The organism is Schaedlerella sp., assembly GCF_056796775.1.
Genome location: NZ_JBQIKP010000017.1, coordinates 1 through 17,623 on the forward strand (window position 1 = coordinate 1; position 17,623 = coordinate 17,623).

16 protein-coding genes are annotated in these 17,623 nt (G+C 49.9%); 14 read left to right on the top strand and 2 right to left on the bottom strand.

Annotated elements, in window-relative coordinates; translation table 11 throughout:
- Positions 1-311 precede the first annotated feature (311 nt).
- From ACTOY7_RS09620 to ACTOY7_RS09635, 4 genes are all read left to right on the top strand, one after another.
- Positions 312-1,550 (top strand): nucleoside-diphosphate sugar epimerase/dehydratase, encoded by a 1,239-nt coding sequence (locus ACTOY7_RS09620; RefSeq protein WP_482670624.1) that lies wholly within the window; start codon positions 312-314, stop codon positions 1,548-1,550.
- Positions 1,535-1,906, top strand: a complete 372-nt coding sequence (locus tag ACTOY7_RS09625; RefSeq protein ID WP_482670623.1) for a hypothetical protein — start codon at positions 1,535-1,537, stop codon at positions 1,904-1,906. Before ACTOY7_RS09620 ends, ACTOY7_RS09625 begins: the two co-directional genes overlap by 16 nt.
- Before the next feature lie 63 nt (positions 1,907-1,969).
- On the top strand, positions 1,970-2,632 hold the full coding sequence (locus tag ACTOY7_RS09630) for a ribulose-phosphate 3-epimerase (protein ID WP_300886068.1): 663 nt from the start codon (positions 1,970-1,972) through the stop codon (positions 2,630-2,632).
- A gap of 68 nt (positions 2,633-2,700) precedes the next feature.
- Complete coding sequence (locus ACTOY7_RS09635) at positions 2,701-3,405, top strand: IspD/TarI family cytidylyltransferase (protein ID WP_482670622.1); 705 nt, start codon at positions 2,701-2,703, stop codon at positions 3,403-3,405.
- Here the strand turns inward: ACTOY7_RS09635 and ACTOY7_RS09640 are convergent.
- Both ACTOY7_RS09640 and ACTOY7_RS09645 read right to left on the bottom strand, forming a co-directional pair.
- Positions 3,394-5,082, bottom strand: a complete 1,689-nt coding sequence (locus ACTOY7_RS09640) for an AAA family ATPase (RefSeq protein ID WP_482670621.1) — start codon at positions 5,080-5,082, stop codon at positions 3,394-3,396. The genes ACTOY7_RS09635 and ACTOY7_RS09640 overlap by 12 nt on opposite strands.
- 422 nt (positions 5,083-5,504) lie before the next feature.
- Positions 5,505-7,397 carry a methyl-accepting chemotaxis protein gene (locus ACTOY7_RS09645; protein WP_160280602.1) on the bottom strand — a complete coding sequence of 631 codons (1,893 nt, stop codon included), beginning with the start codon at positions 7,395-7,397 and terminating at the stop codon, positions 5,505-5,507.
- 553 nt (positions 7,398-7,950) lie between these two features.
- Between ACTOY7_RS09645 and ACTOY7_RS09650 the strand changes: the two genes are divergently transcribed.
- The 10 genes from ACTOY7_RS09650 to ACTOY7_RS09695 all read left to right on the top strand — a co-directional run bounded on the left by ACTOY7_RS09650 (position 7,951) and on the right by ACTOY7_RS09695 (position 17,595).
- The gene (locus ACTOY7_RS09650; protein ID WP_160280601.1) at positions 7,951-8,796 is read left to right on the top strand and encodes a lytic transglycosylase domain-containing protein; all 846 of its coding nucleotides are present in this window, start codon (positions 7,951-7,953) and stop codon (positions 8,794-8,796) included.
- Positions 8,797-9,070: 274 nt separating this feature from the next.
- On the top strand, positions 9,071-9,463 hold the full coding sequence (flgB, locus tag ACTOY7_RS09655; RefSeq protein ID WP_482670619.1) for a flagellar basal body rod protein FlgB: 393 nt from the start codon (positions 9,071-9,073) through the stop codon (positions 9,461-9,463).
- Positions 9,464-9,671: 208 nt separating this feature from the next.
- Positions 9,672-10,019, top strand: coding sequence for a flagellar hook-basal body complex protein FliE (gene fliE, locus ACTOY7_RS09660; protein ID WP_160280599.1), 348 nt, complete (start codon positions 9,672-9,674; stop codon positions 10,017-10,019).
- Positions 10,020-10,213: 194 nt separating this feature from the next.
- Positions 10,214-11,788 carry a flagellar basal-body MS-ring/collar protein FliF gene (fliF, locus tag ACTOY7_RS09665; protein ID WP_482670618.1) on the top strand — a complete coding sequence of 525 codons (1,575 nt, stop codon included), beginning with the start codon at positions 10,214-10,216 and terminating at the stop codon, positions 11,786-11,788.
- On the top strand, positions 11,778-12,797 hold the full coding sequence (fliG, locus tag ACTOY7_RS09670; protein ID WP_160280597.1) for a flagellar motor switch protein FliG: 1,020 nt from the start codon (positions 11,778-11,780) through the stop codon (positions 12,795-12,797). The genes fliF and fliG overlap by 11 nt, the downstream gene beginning before the upstream one ends.
- Before the next feature lie 140 nt (positions 12,798-12,937).
- Positions 12,938-13,708, top strand: a complete 771-nt coding sequence (locus ACTOY7_RS09675) for a FliH/SctL family protein (protein ID WP_160280596.1) — start codon at positions 12,938-12,940, stop codon at positions 13,706-13,708.
- Positions 13,709-13,821: 113 nt separating this feature from the next.
- Complete coding sequence (fliI, locus tag ACTOY7_RS09680) at positions 13,822-15,123, top strand: flagellar protein export ATPase FliI (RefSeq protein ID WP_300885029.1); 1,302 nt, start codon at positions 13,822-13,824, stop codon at positions 15,121-15,123.
- Between the two features lie 54 nt (positions 15,124-15,177).
- Positions 15,178-15,630 carry a flagellar export protein FliJ gene (gene fliJ, locus ACTOY7_RS09685; protein ID WP_160280594.1) on the top strand — a complete coding sequence of 151 codons (453 nt, stop codon included), beginning with the start codon at positions 15,178-15,180 and terminating at the stop codon, positions 15,628-15,630.
- 188 nt (positions 15,631-15,818) lie between these two features.
- Positions 15,819-16,988 (top strand): flagellar hook-length control protein FliK, encoded by a 1,170-nt coding sequence (locus tag ACTOY7_RS09690; RefSeq protein ID WP_160280593.1) that lies wholly within the window; start codon positions 15,819-15,821, stop codon positions 16,986-16,988.
- A 22-nt stretch (positions 16,989-17,010) separates the two neighbouring features.
- Positions 17,011-17,595 carry a flagellar hook capping FlgD N-terminal domain-containing protein gene (locus ACTOY7_RS09695; RefSeq protein WP_482670617.1) on the top strand — a complete coding sequence of 195 codons (585 nt, stop codon included), beginning with the start codon at positions 17,011-17,013 and terminating at the stop codon, positions 17,593-17,595.
- The last annotated feature ends 28 nt before the right edge of the window (positions 17,596-17,623 follow it).

Consider the following 17,623-nt stretch of genomic DNA (forward strand, 5'->3'; position numbering starts at 1 on the left):
TGTACCAAATTGCTTCGCAATGGCTTGCGTACGTTATCCTATTATGTTACACTATCTCTAACGTAGTATTATCGAAAAATTTTCTGCCAATTCAAAGAATTGTTTCTCGAAACATTGCAATTACATAATGAATTGTCAGAAAATATTTCCGCAATCTGGTACAATTGGAAATCATCAGATTCAAAGCAGGTTTTCCCCTGCTTTTTTTGTTCGATGAATCAGATGCTTTCCTTATTAATTATGTAAAATCCGGGGACATGACGATGGAAACTGTCTTTCAGTCGCTTCTTGAATCATGAGGGTGAAATCATATGGAAGCACAGTATTATAACGAAATGCTACAAAACTTTGAGGAATTAGAGCAATGCGGCATATTGGAACACAAGCGTATTTTCCTCTTTGGCCACTGCGGCGCAACGGAAAAATTGGCGGAGCTTCTGGAAAAAAAAGGATATGCGGCTGCGGCAATACTGGATAACAGTATGGAAAAACAGGGCAAGATATATCTTGGGATTCCGATTCTTCCGCCGGAGTCCATCCTTGCCGAATCGGCAGAAGATGTGATTGTCTGTATCGTGACCAGGTTCTACGAATCGATGCAGGCACAGCTCAGGCAGCTTGGCTTCACCGGGGAGATCCGAAAGCTGGTGGATTACAATACCTATGCGGAATACTCACTTTCAAATGAAACTATGGAGCGAAAACGGAAGCGCATGGAACACGGCAGACGGATTGTGGAAGAGTTAGAAAGGAAGTATCCGCGCCATTTTCGGGTATTCTGTCCGTTCTCTGCGCTTGGAGATGTCTATTTTTGTATGTCCTATCTCCCATATTTTTTAAAGAGGCGCAGGAAAAAGGAGTATATCGTGTGCGTAGCCGGTGCCGCCTGCGCAAAGGCAGTTTCACTTTTCGATGATTGCCCTGTAGAGGTGATGCAGCAGAAGGAACTGGATGCCACTATCCAGGCAGAGCTTTATACACAGGATGAAAATGCATTTATCGCGCACCAGGACAGGCCATATGTGGTTCACTTATCCAGAGCGTTATACCGAAAAAAAATACCATTGGAAAAGATCTACCGCTGCGGGGTATTTGGTCTTCCGGAAGAGACGGAACCTGCGGTTCCGAAACACTGGAAGGATTTTACGGATTTAAAAATGATTGAGAAGGATCATGCAGTCATTCTTTCACCCTACGCCAAATCCGTGACAGCCCTGCCGGTGAAAATATGGGAAGCCATTATTTCTGATTATCAAAAACAGTGCTTTCAGATTTTCACAAACATAGCAGGGGAAGAAAAACCGCTTCCTGGGACGGCGGCTCTCAGTCCGGAGATCAGTGAGATGAAATCTGTCGTTGAGAGGGCAGGAACCTTCATCGGAATCCGGAGCGGCATCTGTGATGTGATCCGGACTGCGGACTGCAGAAAAATTGCATTATATCCGGATTATAATTATTGTGATACACAATGGAAAGCAATTGATATATATGCAATTGACAGCTTTGAAAATATTGTGGTAAAGGATGATTTTGTATGGAAAAGAAACTGATCCTCTCTACACTTCCTAAAACCTGGATTTTCGATCTGGATGGGACGCTTGTCAGGCATAACGGCTATAAGCTGGATGGAAAGGATAGTCTGCTGGCGGGAATGAAGGAATATATCCGGTCCATTCCGCCGGAAGATAAGATTTTTATATTCACTTCCAGAACAGATGAGTATAAGGAAGAAACAGTACGTTTTTTAGATGAAAATGATATACGATACGATGATATTTTTTTTAATATGCCGATGGGAGAAAGGATTGTTGTAAATGACAGGAAGCCCTCAGGTATTGATATGGCGTTTGCGATAAACTGTGAGAGAGACAATACGGTTCTGCCAGAGATTATACGCGAAAAATAAGAATCTGTTCAGGGCTTCTGCGGATATGCCGCAGAATAATAAACGATGAAAAAGGAGCTGCACATGCAATTTGAACTAATGGCATCCATGATGTGTGCCGACTACGGAAACCTGGAAAAAGAAGTGAGAAATCTGGAAACGGGCGGTATTGACTCCTTCCATATTGATATCATGGACGGACGCTACGTCCCCAATTTTGCCATGTCGCTGAATGATATGCGCTACATAGCAAGCGCGACAGCAAAACCAATGGACGTACACCTGATGATCGAGCATCCGAACAATAGAATTAATCTGTTTCTGGACTGTCTTCGTAAGGGTGACACGGTCTACATCCATCCCGAAGCGGAGTACCACCCGTCTACCACTCTGCAGAGTATTATCAACGCCGGACTGGTTCCCGGTATTGCAATCAATCCGGGGACATCGGTAGAGACGGTCATGGAGATGCTGCGCATTGTAAAAAAGGTGCTGGTCATGTCTGTGAATTCCGGCAACGCGGGACAGATGTACCTGCCCTATGTAGGAAAGAAGATCACAAAGCTTCTGTCGATCAAGGAAGATATGGATTTTGAAATCTACTGGGACGGGGCCTGCAGCGCGGATAAGATCTTGGAATATGCGCCGAAAGGGGTAGCCGGCTTTGTACTGGGGACGACGCTTCTGTTTGGAAAAGAGCAGCCGTATGCAGAGACACTGCAGAATATCCGGGAATTGAAGTTTTAGGCACAAAATTCTCGTATTGTGCTTTTCTGGTTTATTCAGGTTAGGATAACCTGTCAGGAGGTATGTTCATGAACATTGCGCTAATATTATCCGGCGGTACCGGCAGCAGGCTGGCTTCGGACATCCCGAAACAATATATCGAAGCAGGCGGCAGGCCGATCATTTCCTACAGCCTGGAGCGCCTGTCGCTCCACGGCATGATTGACGCGATCCAGATCGTTGCTGACCCGGCCTGGCAGGAGCCGATCCGTACCTGGCTGCCGTCGGCTGATCCTCAAAAGAAATTCCGGGGCTTTTCTCTCCCCGGGGAGAACCGCCAGCTGTCCATCCTGCACGGGCTGGAGGATATCAGAGGATATGCGGGAGATTCAGATTATGTTTTTGTCCATGATGCGGCAAGACCGCTACTTTCGGAAAAGCTGATCAGCGATTGCCTGGCCGCTGCCGCCGGACATCTCGGCGCCATGCCTGTCCTGCCAATGAAGGACACGGTATATTCCAGTACGGATGGAAAATCAGTCCGGACACTCCTGAACCGGGGTGAGATCTACGCCGGCCAGGCGCCGGAGGTATTTCAGCTTGGGCCATACTATGAGGCAAATATACGCCTGATGCCGGATGCGATCCTCAGAATCAACGGCTCTACAGAACCGGCGGTGATGGCCGGGCTGGATATCCGCATGATACCGGGAGATGAGAAAAACTTCAAGATCACTACAAAAGAGGATCTGGAACGGTTCATCAGTATCATTCAATCAAACCTACCCAATTAAAACCTCTTTCCCTTCAAATACAAACCCATACTTCCGTATCCTCTCCACCGGAATCCCCGCAGCGGCCAGGGAAGCGGCATATTGCTTTTCCTCGATCTGTGCCAGTGCTGCCTGAACGGTCTCTTCCAGACTGGCCTCTTTTTTCGGATTGCGGACTTTAAACTCCAGGATCACTGCGGCATCCTGGGCATGGATCGGCTCCAGAACGACATCGTATCTTCCGAATCCGCTTTCGCGGTTCGAGGAGATTTTGTAACGGCTGCCCAAATCAACCATCAGTCCGAGAACAAATCCATGATAAAAGCGTTCTGGTTCACTCCCTGCCGAAGGACTTTTTCCGGTATCAAAAAAGCTGAAGGTAACCATAGCGACCTGATTCATGTAGGCGTTCATGGCTTCCAGATCCCCCAGCAGCATGGCCCTGATAAATTCATTATAGGCAGATGGGATGAACTTTGCAAACCATCCTTCTATCATTTTTTTGAACATAATATGGACTTCTTTATTTGTCAGTGCGAGAGTATATTCATCTACACCAGAGTCTTCGTAGAATGCAAGCTTTGTCACTTTCAGGTACCCGCTTGCAAGAAGAAGGCTCCAGATAGCGCTTTCATCATGGCCGAGCTGGCTGTATACAATTTGTTCATCAAGCTGTGTGCAAAGCTCCCTGCCATTCAGCAGATCCTCCATGATCATTTTCACACTGCGGCTTCCTTCTCTGATCAGCTTTCCGACGAGGCTGTTGCTGCTTGTATTTGCCCAATAAGTGGAAAGCTTGTGTTTGCCTAAAAAGTTAATAATGGACCAGGGATTGTAGATATCCGATGTCTGGCCGAAGGTAAAGCCGTCATACCAGGATTTGACACGGTCACGCTCATCAGACAATCCATATTCTTTCAATGCCTCCCAAACTTCATCTTGGGTAAAACCAAAAGAATTCGAATATTTTTCAGAGGTTGTGGTTACCACTTCCAGATTATTGAGGTCAGAGAAAATGGATTCCTTACTGACCCTCGTGATCCCGGTCATAAGGGCTTTCTCCAGGTAAGGGTTTGTCTTAAAGGTAGAATTAAAAATATTTCTGAGAAATGAAACCAACTCTTCCCAATAGCCCCCTACATAGGCTTCATGTAGGGGTGTATCATATTCATCCAGCAGAATGAGAACTTTTTTACCATAATAGCGCATCAGGTAATCCGATAAATTATGCAAAGCTTCCGATGCCGCGTAATCCTCCATATCTACAGAAACTTCCCGAAAAAGCTTTTGTTCATTATCATTTAATAAACCGCTTTCCAGGAGAAAATCATATTTGTTATATAAATTTGCAATAAGCTGGCATATTTTCTTCTTGGTGTTAATATAGGAAATTTCTTTTACCCTTGCGAAGCTAAGAAAAATCACAGGATAGGATCCCTGGAGGTCGCAATATCTTTTATCGGTCCATATGGACAAGTTTTTAAATAGTCCGCTTTTCTCAGCATGCTCCACTGAGAAAAAGTATTCCAGCATACTCAGGTTCAGTGTTTTCCCGAAACGTCTGGGACGGGTGATGAGAGTCACTGCATCTTCATATTCCCACCATTCTTTTATAAACGCTGTTTTATCAATATAAAAAATATTCTTTGTAATAATATCTTCAAAAACTTGATGCCCGATGCCAAGAGTCCGGTTCATGGTCTCACCTCACGATTCATTTATATAGAACTATCTTACCATCATTGTATAAGGAATACAACCTCCGTTTACCGCTACTGTAAGCGTCTGGTTACTGTTCGTTACAGGTCACACCTTGACCAGGCGTGCCCTGTAACTACTGTTCACGGGGCCTTGCGTCTCGCCGCAAGGCATCCGGCCAATAAAGCTGTGGCTTCAGCATCCAGCCCTTCGCCGTCAGGCGACTTCTCAATGGGCTGGATGCGTTACAGTTGGGAATGTTTTAAACAAAAACACCCGGGAGACCAAATCTCCCGGGTATCCATTTCTCTATTTACTTCATCCTTCACGAATGCTTTACACCAATCCGATGCAAAACCCCGATCCGTTTCCATTTTGCGTGTTATCCTTCACACGCCCGAGCAGCCTTCCTGATCAATTGATCAATACTTCGCCCCATCATAGATCACTTCATTACTAAAGTTCTTATTATTCCCGCTCGGCGCGCTGTACGAAGTATCCACCGCCCCGCCGAAGCTGTCGGAACTGTCATAATTCATATCATAGGACCCGCTGTCAAATGACCCGCCGTCATACACATTGCTGTCATAGGATTCCATCTCTGCCGGCTCAGATGCTGCAGGCCGACTTACCATAGAACTTGCCATTCCTTTCAGGCGGAAGCGGCCAACCAGGCTCTTGAGCAGGCTGGACTGGCTGAACAGCTCTTCGCTGGCTGCGGCGCTTTCCTCTGCGGTAGCAGAGTTGGTCTGGATAACGGAGGAAATCTGGTCGATTCCCTGAGTCACCTGGGAAATACCTTCTGCCTGCAGATCAGCGGATTCGGTGATCTTCGCCATATTAACTGCGATCTTATCCGCGCTCTCCACAACCTTGAGCAGTGAACTCTGAGTATCCGTAGCAATCTGGCTTCCTTCGGAAACCGCGTTCAATGAGTTATTAATAAGGACAGTCGTGTTCTTCGCCGCCTCCTGGCTCTTGGATGCCAGGCTGCGAACCTCATCCGCGACAACGGCAAAGCCCTTGCCCGCCTCACCTGCACGGGCTGCCTCAACTGCGGCATTCAGCGCAAGGATATTGGTCTGGAACGCGATATCTTCAATGGTCTTGATAATCTTCTCGATCTCGCTGGAGCACTCGTTGATGTTGGTCATGGCATTGACCATGGCTTCCATCTTCTGCTTGCTGTTGTTGATCTCTTTTGCTGTGTCGGAGATCAGCTGGTTGACATCGCGGGAATTCGCCGCGGTATCATTGACCTGGTTGGACAGGTCGCCCAGGGTCGCTGCAAGCTCTTCAACAGAACTTGCCTGCTCCGTAGCACCCTGGCTGAGGGCCTGGGCACCGCTGGAAACCTGCTCGGATCCATTTGCAACCTGTTCCGATGCCTGATGAAGCTGGCCAAGCGTATCATTCAGGGAATTGATGATCTTGGCGCCGGACTGCTTGATCGACTCAAACTCGCCCAGATAATCCATATCCATCTCTACCGTCAGATCCCCTGTTGCAAGGGAATCCATCCGCTCGCAGATATGGCCGATGTAACTGGACAGAGTAGCCAGTACAAAACGAAGGTTCTCCGCCAGATCACCCAGCTCATCGCGGGACGTATATGTAACCTTGCTGCTCATGTCGCCCTTTGCCATTGCCTTGATGGCATCCTCGATCTCCAGGATCGGACGGGTCAGGCCCTTCACGATAGACAGCACAAGGAATATGGTTAAAATGATGCTGACCAGAGCAAGGCCGTATAAAATGATCGTGCAGATACGCTTGGTTGTCGTACCGTTCTGATAATATTCATCCGCATTCCTCTCAGCCTGATCAATGACCTGATTTAAGGTATCCTCAAAATGATTGGCCGCTTCCAGATACTCGCCGTTGATGGATTCGATGGCAGCCGTGGAATTGCCTGCGCGGATATACTCCATCGTCTTTTCGCGGGCCGCGGAGGTCGCCGCGTTGGCATCCTCGACGCTCTTGAGCAGGGAAGCGTCTCCGTTGAAGTTCGCCTTCAACTCTTCCATGACCTTATTCCGCTCCGCGGAAGACTCCTCAATCTCGCTGATTACTGTCTGACGCTCCGAACCGCTGATAGAAACAGCGCGGTATACATCCAGCTGGATCCCTCTGGTAATGGACTGCGCCTCAAGCGCACTCTTCACCATCGGGAATGGAATATTATAAAAATCCTCCAATCCGCCGAATACGCTGCCCAGTCCGATCGACGAAGCAATGATAGCAATAATATAGAAAATAATGACAATGCCGAATGAGACGAGCAGTTTGCTCCTCACCTTTAAATTCTTAAACACGTCTACTCCCTCCTATGTAATTTAGATTTTTCTGTAAAAAGATATACGTATTTAACATTATTCTATACCTAAATCAAAGGATTGTAAATATATATTTTCATATAATTTGAAGTCATTTTTGGGAATGTTACTGTTCACCCCTGGCTGGGCGCTCACAGCAACTTGGGAATTGCTGGTAAACATACAGTAAAAAAATTCCAACTGTACGGTTGGATGCTCTAAAGAGCCTCCAACCTACTCATCCATTCGCAAAAACCGTGCTTACGCACTCTAACGTCTGCTAACGCAGCCGCTTTTTTGCTCATTTATGAGTAGGTTGCTAATCCAAAATCTCAGTTTTATTGCAATAAATTGCATAAAACTGAGATTTCGGATCGCAACCGTACAGTTGGAAAAAATTTCTTTAATTTGCAAAAAAAGGCTTTTCAAGATTGGTATAAAGTGGCATAATGACATTATTGCAATTATATGTTACAATAATAGCGATATGCTGTTTGGGTTGAGCAAAGTGGCGCGGCAACATAGTAGATTTTTTAGAAGTGAGGATAAAAATATGGCAATGGATTATTCAGTTTACCAGAGTCTCTATACCTATATGAACAGTGTCCTGGGGCAGCTGCAGTCACTGCAGAACATGACGCAGTCGATCGGAAGCCTGTATTCCAATGGAACGCAGTCCAGCAGCAGCCTGTACTCAGGCGGGACGCGGGCGAACGGTCTGAGCTTTGGGGAGACGTTCCAGAACGCGGCAGGCAGACTGGGCGTGCCGGAAAGCATGGACGCGATCTTTCAGGAAGCCGCGGAGAAGTACAATGTCCCTGTCAAGCTTCTGATGGCAGTCGGCAAGGCGGAGTCCGGATACAACGCTGACGCGGTTTCTTCGGCCGGGGCTCAGGGCGTGATGCAGCTCATGCCTGCAACCGCGGCGGCTTTAGGCGTGGAGGACGCATTTGACGCAAGGAGCAACATCATGGGCGGGGCCAAGTACCTGGCTCAGAAGCTGCAGCAGTATAACGGAGACATTGATCTGACCCTTGCCGCATACAATGCAGGGAGCGGCAATGTGGCCAAGTACGGCGGAGTACCCCCGTTTGAAGAGACTATCAACTACATCAGCCGGATCAAGGGCTACATGGGGCAGGAACTCACCACGGGCCAGACGGTCAGCAGCAGGACCGGCACCTCCGGAACATTTGGGGCCAGTGGGAACGCTTCCGGACGGACCGGGACGAGTACAAGCGCGGCGAACAGTTCAACCGCAACGGATCTGACCCAGCAGCTTGCGGAATATTTCGTGGGAATGATGCGGCTGCAGATGATGAGCCGCGTGAGCAGTCTTGGAAAAGGCACTTCCATCGGAAGCCTGGAACCCGATTCCGACTATACCAGCCTGATCTGAACCATTCCCATATGTTGTGTGTGCGTAACTCCTTCCCCACATGATACGGGAAATGCAGGAAAACCGCTCAACAGAAGCGTTTGACTGGTAAATTTTTAATATAAAATTTCACCGAAAAAACTGGACTTTTAAGAAAATAAGGTGTATCATTAATCCGGTATAGGTGTAGTTTGCGAAAAAACTTTCAGGATTTTCAGCAGATAGAGAATGCCGATACAGATGATCACCTTGTTAGAAAGTTTACATTAATAATAAGAAGGAAGTGATACATATCATGTTTGGAAGCTCCATATTTGGAAATACCATGTCAATGGCGAATAAGTCTCTGGATTACCTCTGGAGGAAGATGGAGGTTGTTCAGAACAACCTTGCCAACGTAGATACACCGGGTTATAAGAAGAAGGATGTCAGCTTTGAGGAGGTCTTTGACAAGAGACTTCAGGCGGCAAGCCAGACGAAGAGCAACTCACAGATGCGTGAGGCAATCTCGGGGGCGGACTACTTTGTATATACCCCGTATGATTCATCTGCAAGGGTGGATGAGAACAATGTCCATTCTGATGTTGAAGAAGCGGATATGGCAAGAACCGCCCTTCATTATCAATATTTGCTGCAGACCGTAACGGCTGATATCAAGAGATATCAGACTGCGATCAAAGGCCAGTAAAACTTTTCCACCAATTTTTTCCTAAAAATGATGGGACGGCGGGCGGAAGATTGATTTGCCTGCGCTGACATCGCGGAATATTGTCGGGGCGAAGCGGCATGCGCTTGCATGGATCGCGTATCAGTTTCATATCTTCTATGAAGATATGAAACCGGAGAGGGAAGCTGCCCCGGAGAAGAAATTAAGTAGAAAGGATTGATAGAATCTTATGGAAGATATGTTCATCACTCCCATCCAGCCATGGGACAGGATCGGAGCAGTCGGCTCAGTCGGATCGGTGACAGGCACAGGCTCCGCCGCGTCCGCATCCAAAAGCGTAAAGGGTCAGGAGGGCGTCTCGGCCTTTAAAAGTATTTTCGAGGAAGCGATCAACAACGTAAGAGAGACGGACCAGAACCTGGCGAAGAACCAGTACCTTCTGGCGACAGGCCAGATTGAGGATCCGCACACGGTAGGGATCGCGGCATCCCATGCGCAGCTTTCCATGGATCTTCTGGCGGCGCTGAGGACAAAAGCACTGGAAGCATACAACGAGATTATGCGACTCAGTTCATAATGCACAATTCTGTATCCCGCAAGGGCGTCCGTCATGGAATGCCCCTGCGGGGCAGATCATGAATCAATGTGTGATACAGCTGTTGCACATTGTTCTTTGTGTCTTGAGAAACCGTACCCAAAGGGCATCCCGTACTGATGCTTCGCAGAATCCTTAAGCGATGCGGGAATAAATAGATAAGAGAGTATTGGAACATGAAAGAAAAGTTGGGGCAATTCAAAGAATTTGCTGGAAATTTAAGCAGTAAAACGAAAAAGATCATTATTGCCGCGGCCGCCGTGCTTGTCGTGGCAGCGGTCGTGATTGCGTTGATTCTCAACAACCGCCCGTATGCAGTCCTGTTTACCGGACTGGGCGAGCAGGAGGCGCAGCAGATCACGGCGAAGCTGCAGGAGGAGCAGATCGCGTTCCGCTATGAGGGTAATTCCACCATCATGGTGCCGGAGAACGTGGTGGATCAGACGAAGGCGACCCTTGTACAGCAGGGTTACCCGAAGAGCGGTTTTACATATGAAACGTATTTGAAAAATGCGAGTCTGCTGACTACAGATTCTGAAAAATCAAAGCTCGAGCTTTACGATCTGCAGGATCGTATCGGCGCCACCATCAAGATGTTTGAAGGTGTATCAGATGCCAAGGTCACGATTGCTCTGGGGGAGGATAACCGCTATGTCCTCAATGACTCAGAGACAAAGTCCAGCGGATCGGTCACGGTCATTATGCAGGACGGCAGCGCTCCGACGAAGGAGCAGACAGCTGGCATGCAGCGGCTTGTGGCAAAGAGCGTTCCGAATATGGAGATCGATGAGGTTGTCGTTATAGACGGGACATCCGGAGAGACTGTATCCGAGACGGAGGAAAACAGGACGGCCAACAGCTCCGACGCGGAAGAGATCGCGGCAGTCGTGGAAGGCCAGATCGAGAGAAAGATCCTGAAAGTCCTTGGACCGATTTACGGAGAGGACAATGTCACCGTCGCGGCAAGAGCGCAGATCAACATGGAGCAACTCATCCGGGAGTCTACCACATACAGCACTCCGGAAAAGATCGACGACGAAGATAAGACCGGAATCATCAGTCATGAAGATACATACAATGAAAGGTCCGGTACGGGAAATACGGCAGGAGGCGTGGTCGGAACAGAGACCAACGCGGACACGGCCGAGTACAATACAGAAGGCGACGGCAACGGCGCCAGCGCGTCCAGCGAAAGCAGGTCTACGGATTACCTTGTGAACCAGATCAAGGAACAGGGCCAGGTGGATTCCGGCGCGTTGGATGACCTGACGGTATCCGTCGTAGTCAATGGAAATGGATTCGGAAGCCTGAGAGAAGCTCAGCTCCGTTCTCTGGTCGGCAACGCGGCCGGGATCGCGCGGGCGGAGCAGGCTGACAAGATCACCCTGGCAAGCGCGCCGTTCGACGGAAGAGCGGACGACGATGAAGACGCGGAGACAGCAAGCAGCTCACTGCTTGAGAGCGTTCCGCTGTGGGCGATCATCGCGGCAGTCGCGTTGCTGCTGATCCTGACAGGTATCATCGTGGTACTGATCATCAGACGGCGCAGGGCTGAGGAAGAAGAGGAAGAAGAGGAACTTCTGGAAGAAGAAGTTGAGCATATTGATCTCAATCAAGAGCTTCAGCAGATTCAGAATGACAGAGGTATGGAACTGAAGAGGAGCATTCGGGAGTTCGCGGAACAGAATGCGGAGATATCTGCCCAGTTATTGAAGAACTGGCTGAACGGGGGCGGTTTAGATGGAGGCTAATGCTGCGTTATCCTTGACACCGGAGCAGAAAGCGGCGGCAGTCGTAGTCTCTCTGGGAGCTGACAAAGCATCCAAGATTTATAAGCATTTAAGTGAATCAGATATAGAGAAGCTGACCATAGAGGTTGCCAAGCTGGGGCATGTGACCCCGGAGCAGATGGAGGCGGTCTTAGACGAATTCTACAAGACCTGCCTCACACAGAAGGTGGTAACCGACGGCGGCATGGAATACGCCCGGGCAGTCCTGGAAAAGGCGTTCGGTGAGAGTACAGCGCAGTCGCTGCTGGATAAGCTGGCCAAGTCCATGAAGACACGGCCTTTCGAATTTATCCGAAAGAGCGATGTCAAGAATCTGTTCTCCTTCCTGCAGCACGAGAGACCCCAGACCATAGCGTTGATTCTCTCCTATGCGGATCCGGATCAGGCGTCATTTGTCATCGGCGAGCTTCCAAAGGAGAAGCAGATCAAGGTGGTAGAGGCGATTGCCAAGATGGAGAGCGCCTCTCCCGAAGCCATCAAGATCGTGGAAGCCTCCCTGAAGAAGCGGTTCGAGAGCGTACTGACGACCGCGGACTTTACAACCATCGGCGGCATCGACTACATAGCAGAGGTCATGAACAACATGGACCGCGCGAACGAGAAGTTTATCTTCGACGAATTGGGCAAGGAGAACGAAGAACTGGCCGAGACCATCCGGAAGAAGATGTTCGTATTCGAGGACATCGTATCGATGGACAACAGGTCCATCCAGAGATTCATTCGGGAATGCGACGTCAAGGACATCGTATACGCCCTCAAAGGATCCGATCAGAATATCAAGGATCTTGTATTTGCGAACGTATCCAGCCGTATGGCAGAGAGCATTCAGTCCGACCTGGAGGTTACGGTCAATGTACGTCTGCGCGATGTAGAAGAAGCACAGCAGAGGATCGTAGCTGTGATCCGTCGTCTGGAAGAAGCAGGCGAGCTGATCATCGTGAAGAGCGGCAAGGACGAGATCATTGCCTGATCCTGATCTTTCAGACGGATGATAGAAAAGACGGAATCCCGGTCTGCCGCGGCACTGCGCGGCGGGGCGGATCAGAAAAGCCGAATGCGGCGCATGAAGCCGTTACGCATACCGCAGCATAGACAGAAAGGATGATACCGATGCCCAGGATTATGAAAAAGCCGGACGAAGCACAGGATATCCGGCCATATGACTTCTTCGCAGGGTTCCAGATTGAGCGGACCGTGTCAGCCGAAGAGCCGGAAGAGGAAGAAGAGGAAGACGGCGGGGCGGAGGAGGAAGCGAAGGAAGAGCAGTTTGCCACGGAGCGGGCGAACGAGATCATAAGCGAGGCGGAAAAAAAGGCGGAGCAGATCCTTGCGGACGCGCGCGGCCAGGCGGACATCCTTCGTCAGAAGGCATTTCGCGACGGATACGAGGAAGGCTGCCAGAACGGAACCCGGGATGCCTATGAGGAGCAGCGCAAGCTCCTGGATCAGGAGATCCGCCAGCTGCAGACCAACGCCGCGGATGTGATAGAAAGTGTTTCCATTGAAAAAGCAAAGCTTCTGGAGCAGTATGTGGATGACCTGAAAAGGATCTCCCTGGCTGTGGCGGAGAAGATCATCCAGACCAGCCTGCAGTCCAGCGGGGACATTGTGAAGCGCATGATCCTTGCGGCCACCGACAAGATCACCAAGAAGCAATGGGCAAAAATATACATAACCAAGTGCGACACCGGCATATCCATGGATGTGGATACGGAATTTTTGGACGCCATGTCCAAGCTGTCCGAAAACATCAAGATCATTACCATGGACAACGGCGAGGAGGGAACCTGCATCATTGAGCTTCCCGACGAGATCATAGACGCCAGTGTGAGCACACAGCTTGAAAATATCAAAGACATCCTGAACAATGTGAGGGTGTAGCGCATATTGATAAAGAGAGCAGTCAGACAGATGTGACCGGCGCGGTCAGAAAAAGCAGGTGCCCGCGTGCCGGAGCATGATACAGATACAGACAGAAACCGAGGTGAACGCAAGTGTTTTCGAAGCTGCCGGAGCTGATCCAGAAAGCAGAGACAGTCAGCTACATAGGAAAAATTGAAAATGTAATCGGCATGTCTATGGAATCCTCCGGAAACCGCGCCAGCATCGGTGATATCGCCATGATCTACAATGAGGAGAAGCGCAGGCAGATCCCTGTGGAGGTCGTCGGCTTTCGGGAAGATAAGATGCAGCTCATGGCCTATGAGAACCTGAGCGGCGTTTCGGCAGGCAGCTTTGTGCGGAACACCAGGAAGCGTCTCAAGATCCCGGTAGGAGAATTTCTGCGGGGGCGCATCATAGACGCTACGGGTAACCCCATGGATGACAAGGGGCCGCTGCCCTCCTCCAGATATTATTACGTAGAAAACGCATTTATCAACCCCATGTCCCGGCCGCCCATCTCCGACCCTCTGGAGTTCGGCGTCAAGGCGATCGACGGCATGAATACCATCGGCAAAGGCCAGCGTATCGGCATTTTCGCGGGAAGCGGCGTGGGCAAGAGTACCTTGCTCGGCATGATCGCAAAGAACGTCAAGGCAGATATCAACGTCATTGCGCTGGTAGGAGAGCGAGGCCGTGAGGTCCGCGAATTTGTGGAAAATGACCTGGGCCCGGAAGGGATGAAAAGGAGCGTGGTCGTCGTAGCCACCTCGGATCAGCCCGCCATGCTCCGCGTCAAGTGTCCCCTGGTTGCCACCACCATTGCCGAATATTTCAAAGACCAGGGGAAGGACGTCCTGCTGATGATGGACTCCCTCACCCGTTTCGCCATGGCACAGCGCGAGATCGGGCTTGCCACAGGAGAGCCGCCTGTGGCGAGAGGATATACCCCGTCCATCTACGCGGAATTTCCCAAGCTCCTGGAGCGCAGCGGGAATTTTGAAAAAGGCTCCATCACCGGGGTTTACACTGTGCTGGTAGAAGGGGACGATACCAACGAACCCATATCCGATACGGTACGGGGAATCCTGGACGGACATATTGTGCTGACCAGAAAGCTGGCTAATGAGAACCATTTCCCGGCTATTGATATCAATGCGAGCATCTCCCGTCTGATGTCCAGCATCGTACCCCAGGAGCACAAGGACGCGGCGGCAAGGCTTCGGGATATCCTGAGCCTGTATACAAAAAATGAGGACCTGATCTCCATCGGCGCATACAAGGCGGGGACCAACCCCAAACTGGACGTTGCCATATCCAAGATCGACAAGGTCAATGAATTCTTAATGCAGAAGACAGACGAAAGCTTTTCAGTTGAGGAATCGCTGCGGATTATGCAGAGGATCCTGCACTAGATATGCCAGGCGGCCGATACGGGCTGCGAATAATCAAAGCGAGGACGCACGAAGATGAAAAAATTCTTTTTCCCATTGGACACGGTACTTCGTTATAAGGAGCAGGTACTGGACAGCCTGAAAGGGGAGCACGCCAGGATACTGGCGAAGATCAGGGAATGTGAAAACGCAATTGATGAACTGGAACACGAGTACAGCCAATGCGCTGCCGAGTTTCAGCAGAATAAAATGAATGGTATGAAGATCAACGAGATGCATACCTATGAAAATTACTTTGACTCACTGCGCCTGAAGATCCGCAGAAAGCAGGAACAGCTTGCAAGGCTGCGGGAGCAGGAGGAGATCAAACGGAAGGAAGTCGTGGAGGCGAAGAAGGAGACCTCATCGATTGATAAATTAAAAGAACGGAAGCGGTTTGAGTACGATAAGGAAGTATTAAAACAGGATGAACGATTGATTGAGGAATTTGTGACCACAAGGGACGCCATGGCAAGGCTGAACGGATGATCACTTATTGCCATGTCTGCATTCAAGAAGGGACAGCCGGGAGCTGCCGTATCCGCGGCATGACACACCCGGCCGTATGGAATAAGGGTAACCCTGTATTTACTACAGTTACCATATAAAATATTTCCGATCACGGAAGCCCGTCTCTGACGGGGATTTCGGATCGAGGCAGAAAGGAGGAAAAACCAATGGTGAATGTAAATGTGAAGGCAATGGACATCGGTTTCCAGGCGCCGGACAGCGGCAAGACCAACAGTACGGGCGTGAAGAACACCCAGTCGGATCAGTTCAAGAAGCTGCTCGAAGGCAAGCAGGACGGCAGCCAGGACAGCACTACACAGGAAGTATCCAAGGACGGCAAGCCGGAGAAAACCGAGGAAACCGAAAAGCCTGAGGAAGGCAAGGACACCGACACAAAAGACACCAAAGAGGACACCGCGGAGGAGACAGTCAGCACAGACGACAGCCAGGCAATGGGTCTGCTTGCGGCATACCAGATGAGCCAGGGCATGCGCCCGGAGGTTCTGACGACCGAGCCGGAGGTAGTGATTGAAGTGCCGGAGGTAGTTCAGGCGGACGCAGAAGTGACAGCAGTAGATCCGACAGCGGCGGGAGAGCTGATCGCTGATGGAATGACGGAACAGGTCAATGTACAGCCGGAGCAGAATGTGACCGCAGATACGGCAGCGAATTTCCAGGCAGAGGTGAAGACTCAGGAAACCGTTCAGGTAAAAGAGCCTGAGGTCCAGGCAGCAGCGCCGGAGACAGCAGAGACAGCGCCGATCCGCAGAGAAACGGTAAAAACCCAGTCCACGGGAGAGGAAACCCAGCCTCAGACAGATGATAATACCCATGCGGAACAGTCCGCTGCAGCGCCGGTAGCGCAGGCACCTGTCCGGAACATCCAGGAGGAGATCCCTCAGGAAGTGACGAAGGTCCATGTGGCACAGCCGGAGGAGCTGCCCGAGAAGCTGACAGACCAGATCCTTGGAAAGATGCAGGAAGGCGCGGATTCCTTTGAGATCGAGATCGAGCCGGCGAACCTGGGCAAGATTGCGGTCAAGATTCAGTATCAGGACGGTCAGGCTACCGTATCCATCTTCTGTACGGAAAAGAGAGCGCTGGAAGTGCTGGGCGACCGCGCGAGAGAGATCGGCGTGATCATCGACAAGAACCTGGGCGGTGAGACGAAGATCATTGTGGAGAAGCAGGAACCCGACTATCTGAACCGGAACAACGACGAGAACCAGCAGGGCAAACAGGACGAACGGGAGCAGCAGAAGGAAAACCATCAGAAGCAGGACTCTGAAGATTCCGAGCAGTTCTTACAGAAGCTCCGCCTGGGACTCACAGTGTAATTAGAAAGGAGACGAAGAACATATGGCAGTAAATTTGAACAGCGATGTAGCAAGCGGATTGTATAATGCGAATCTTGCAACGCAGGCAGAAGCCAAGTCCGATAAATCCACACTCAGCACCGACGATTTCTGGAAGCTGATTTCTGCGGAGCTGAAATATCAGGATATGTCCAATCCCATGGATAATGCGGCAATGATGGAGCAGATCACCCAGATGAATAACATGACCACCATGAACTCCATGGCAACGGCCATCGCGAACTTCTCAACTGTAATCAATAATCTTTCTTCCGTAACGCTGACCACATATTCCACAGGTCTGCTTGGAAAAGAGGTCACTGTTGTGACAAAGACCGATGAAGAAGGAAAGGTGATCGAGACCAAGAAGGGAATCGTGACCGGGGTTGACCTGACAGGAGCCACTTCCGTATATGTGGACGGAAAGAAGTACGAATTGTCCAATATCATGGCGATCGGGGATGTGCCGAAGGTGGATACGGATGATAAGACCGATTCCACAGATAAGACAGAGGATACAGACGACAAGACCGATTCCACAGACAAGACAGAGGGAACAGGCGACAAGACGCAGGATTCTAAGAAGTAGAGCATTTGCAGGTGAGAGATAAAGGCGG

Bases quoted from the DNA above. Each gene is read 5' to 3' on its own strand.
- ACTOY7_RS09695 (WP_482670617.1), top strand. From the start codon at position 17,011: ATGGCAGTAAATTTGAACAGCGATGTAGCAAGCGGATTGTATAATGCG.
- fliF (WP_482670618.1), top strand. From the start codon at position 10,214: ATGAAAGAAAAGTTGGGGCAATTCAAAGAATTTGCTGGAAATTTAAGC.
- fliE (WP_160280599.1), top strand. From the start codon at position 9,672: ATGGAAGATATGTTCATCACTCCCATCCAGCCATGGGACAGGATCGGA.
- ACTOY7_RS09650 (WP_160280601.1), top strand. From the start codon at position 7,951: ATGGCAATGGATTATTCAGTTTACCAGAGTCTCTATACCTATATGAAC.
- ACTOY7_RS09690 (WP_160280593.1), top strand. From the start codon at position 15,819: ATGGTGAATGTAAATGTGAAGGCAATGGACATCGGTTTCCAGGCGCCG.
- flgB (WP_482670619.1), top strand. From the start codon at position 9,071: ATGTTTGGAAGCTCCATATTTGGAAATACCATGTCAATGGCGAATAAG.
- ACTOY7_RS09675 (WP_160280596.1), top strand. From the start codon at position 12,938: ATGCCCAGGATTATGAAAAAGCCGGACGAAGCACAGGATATCCGGCCA.
- fliG (WP_160280597.1), top strand. From the start codon at position 11,778: ATGGAGGCTAATGCTGCGTTATCCTTGACACCGGAGCAGAAAGCGGCG.
- fliJ (WP_160280594.1), top strand. From the start codon at position 15,178: ATGAAAAAATTCTTTTTCCCATTGGACACGGTACTTCGTTATAAGGAG.
- ACTOY7_RS09620 (WP_482670624.1), top strand. From the start codon at position 312: ATGGAAGCACAGTATTATAACGAAATGCTACAAAACTTTGAGGAATTA.
- ACTOY7_RS09635 (WP_482670622.1), top strand. From the start codon at position 2,701: ATGAACATTGCGCTAATATTATCCGGCGGTACCGGCAGCAGGCTGGCT.
- ACTOY7_RS09640 (WP_482670621.1), bottom strand. From the start codon at position 5,082: ATGAACCGGACTCTTGGCATCGGGCATCAAGTTTTTGAAGATATTATT.
- ACTOY7_RS09630 (WP_300886068.1), top strand. From the start codon at position 1,970: ATGCAATTTGAACTAATGGCATCCATGATGTGTGCCGACTACGGAAAC.
- ACTOY7_RS09625 (WP_482670623.1), top strand. From the start codon at position 1,535: ATGGAAAAGAAACTGATCCTCTCTACACTTCCTAAAACCTGGATTTTC.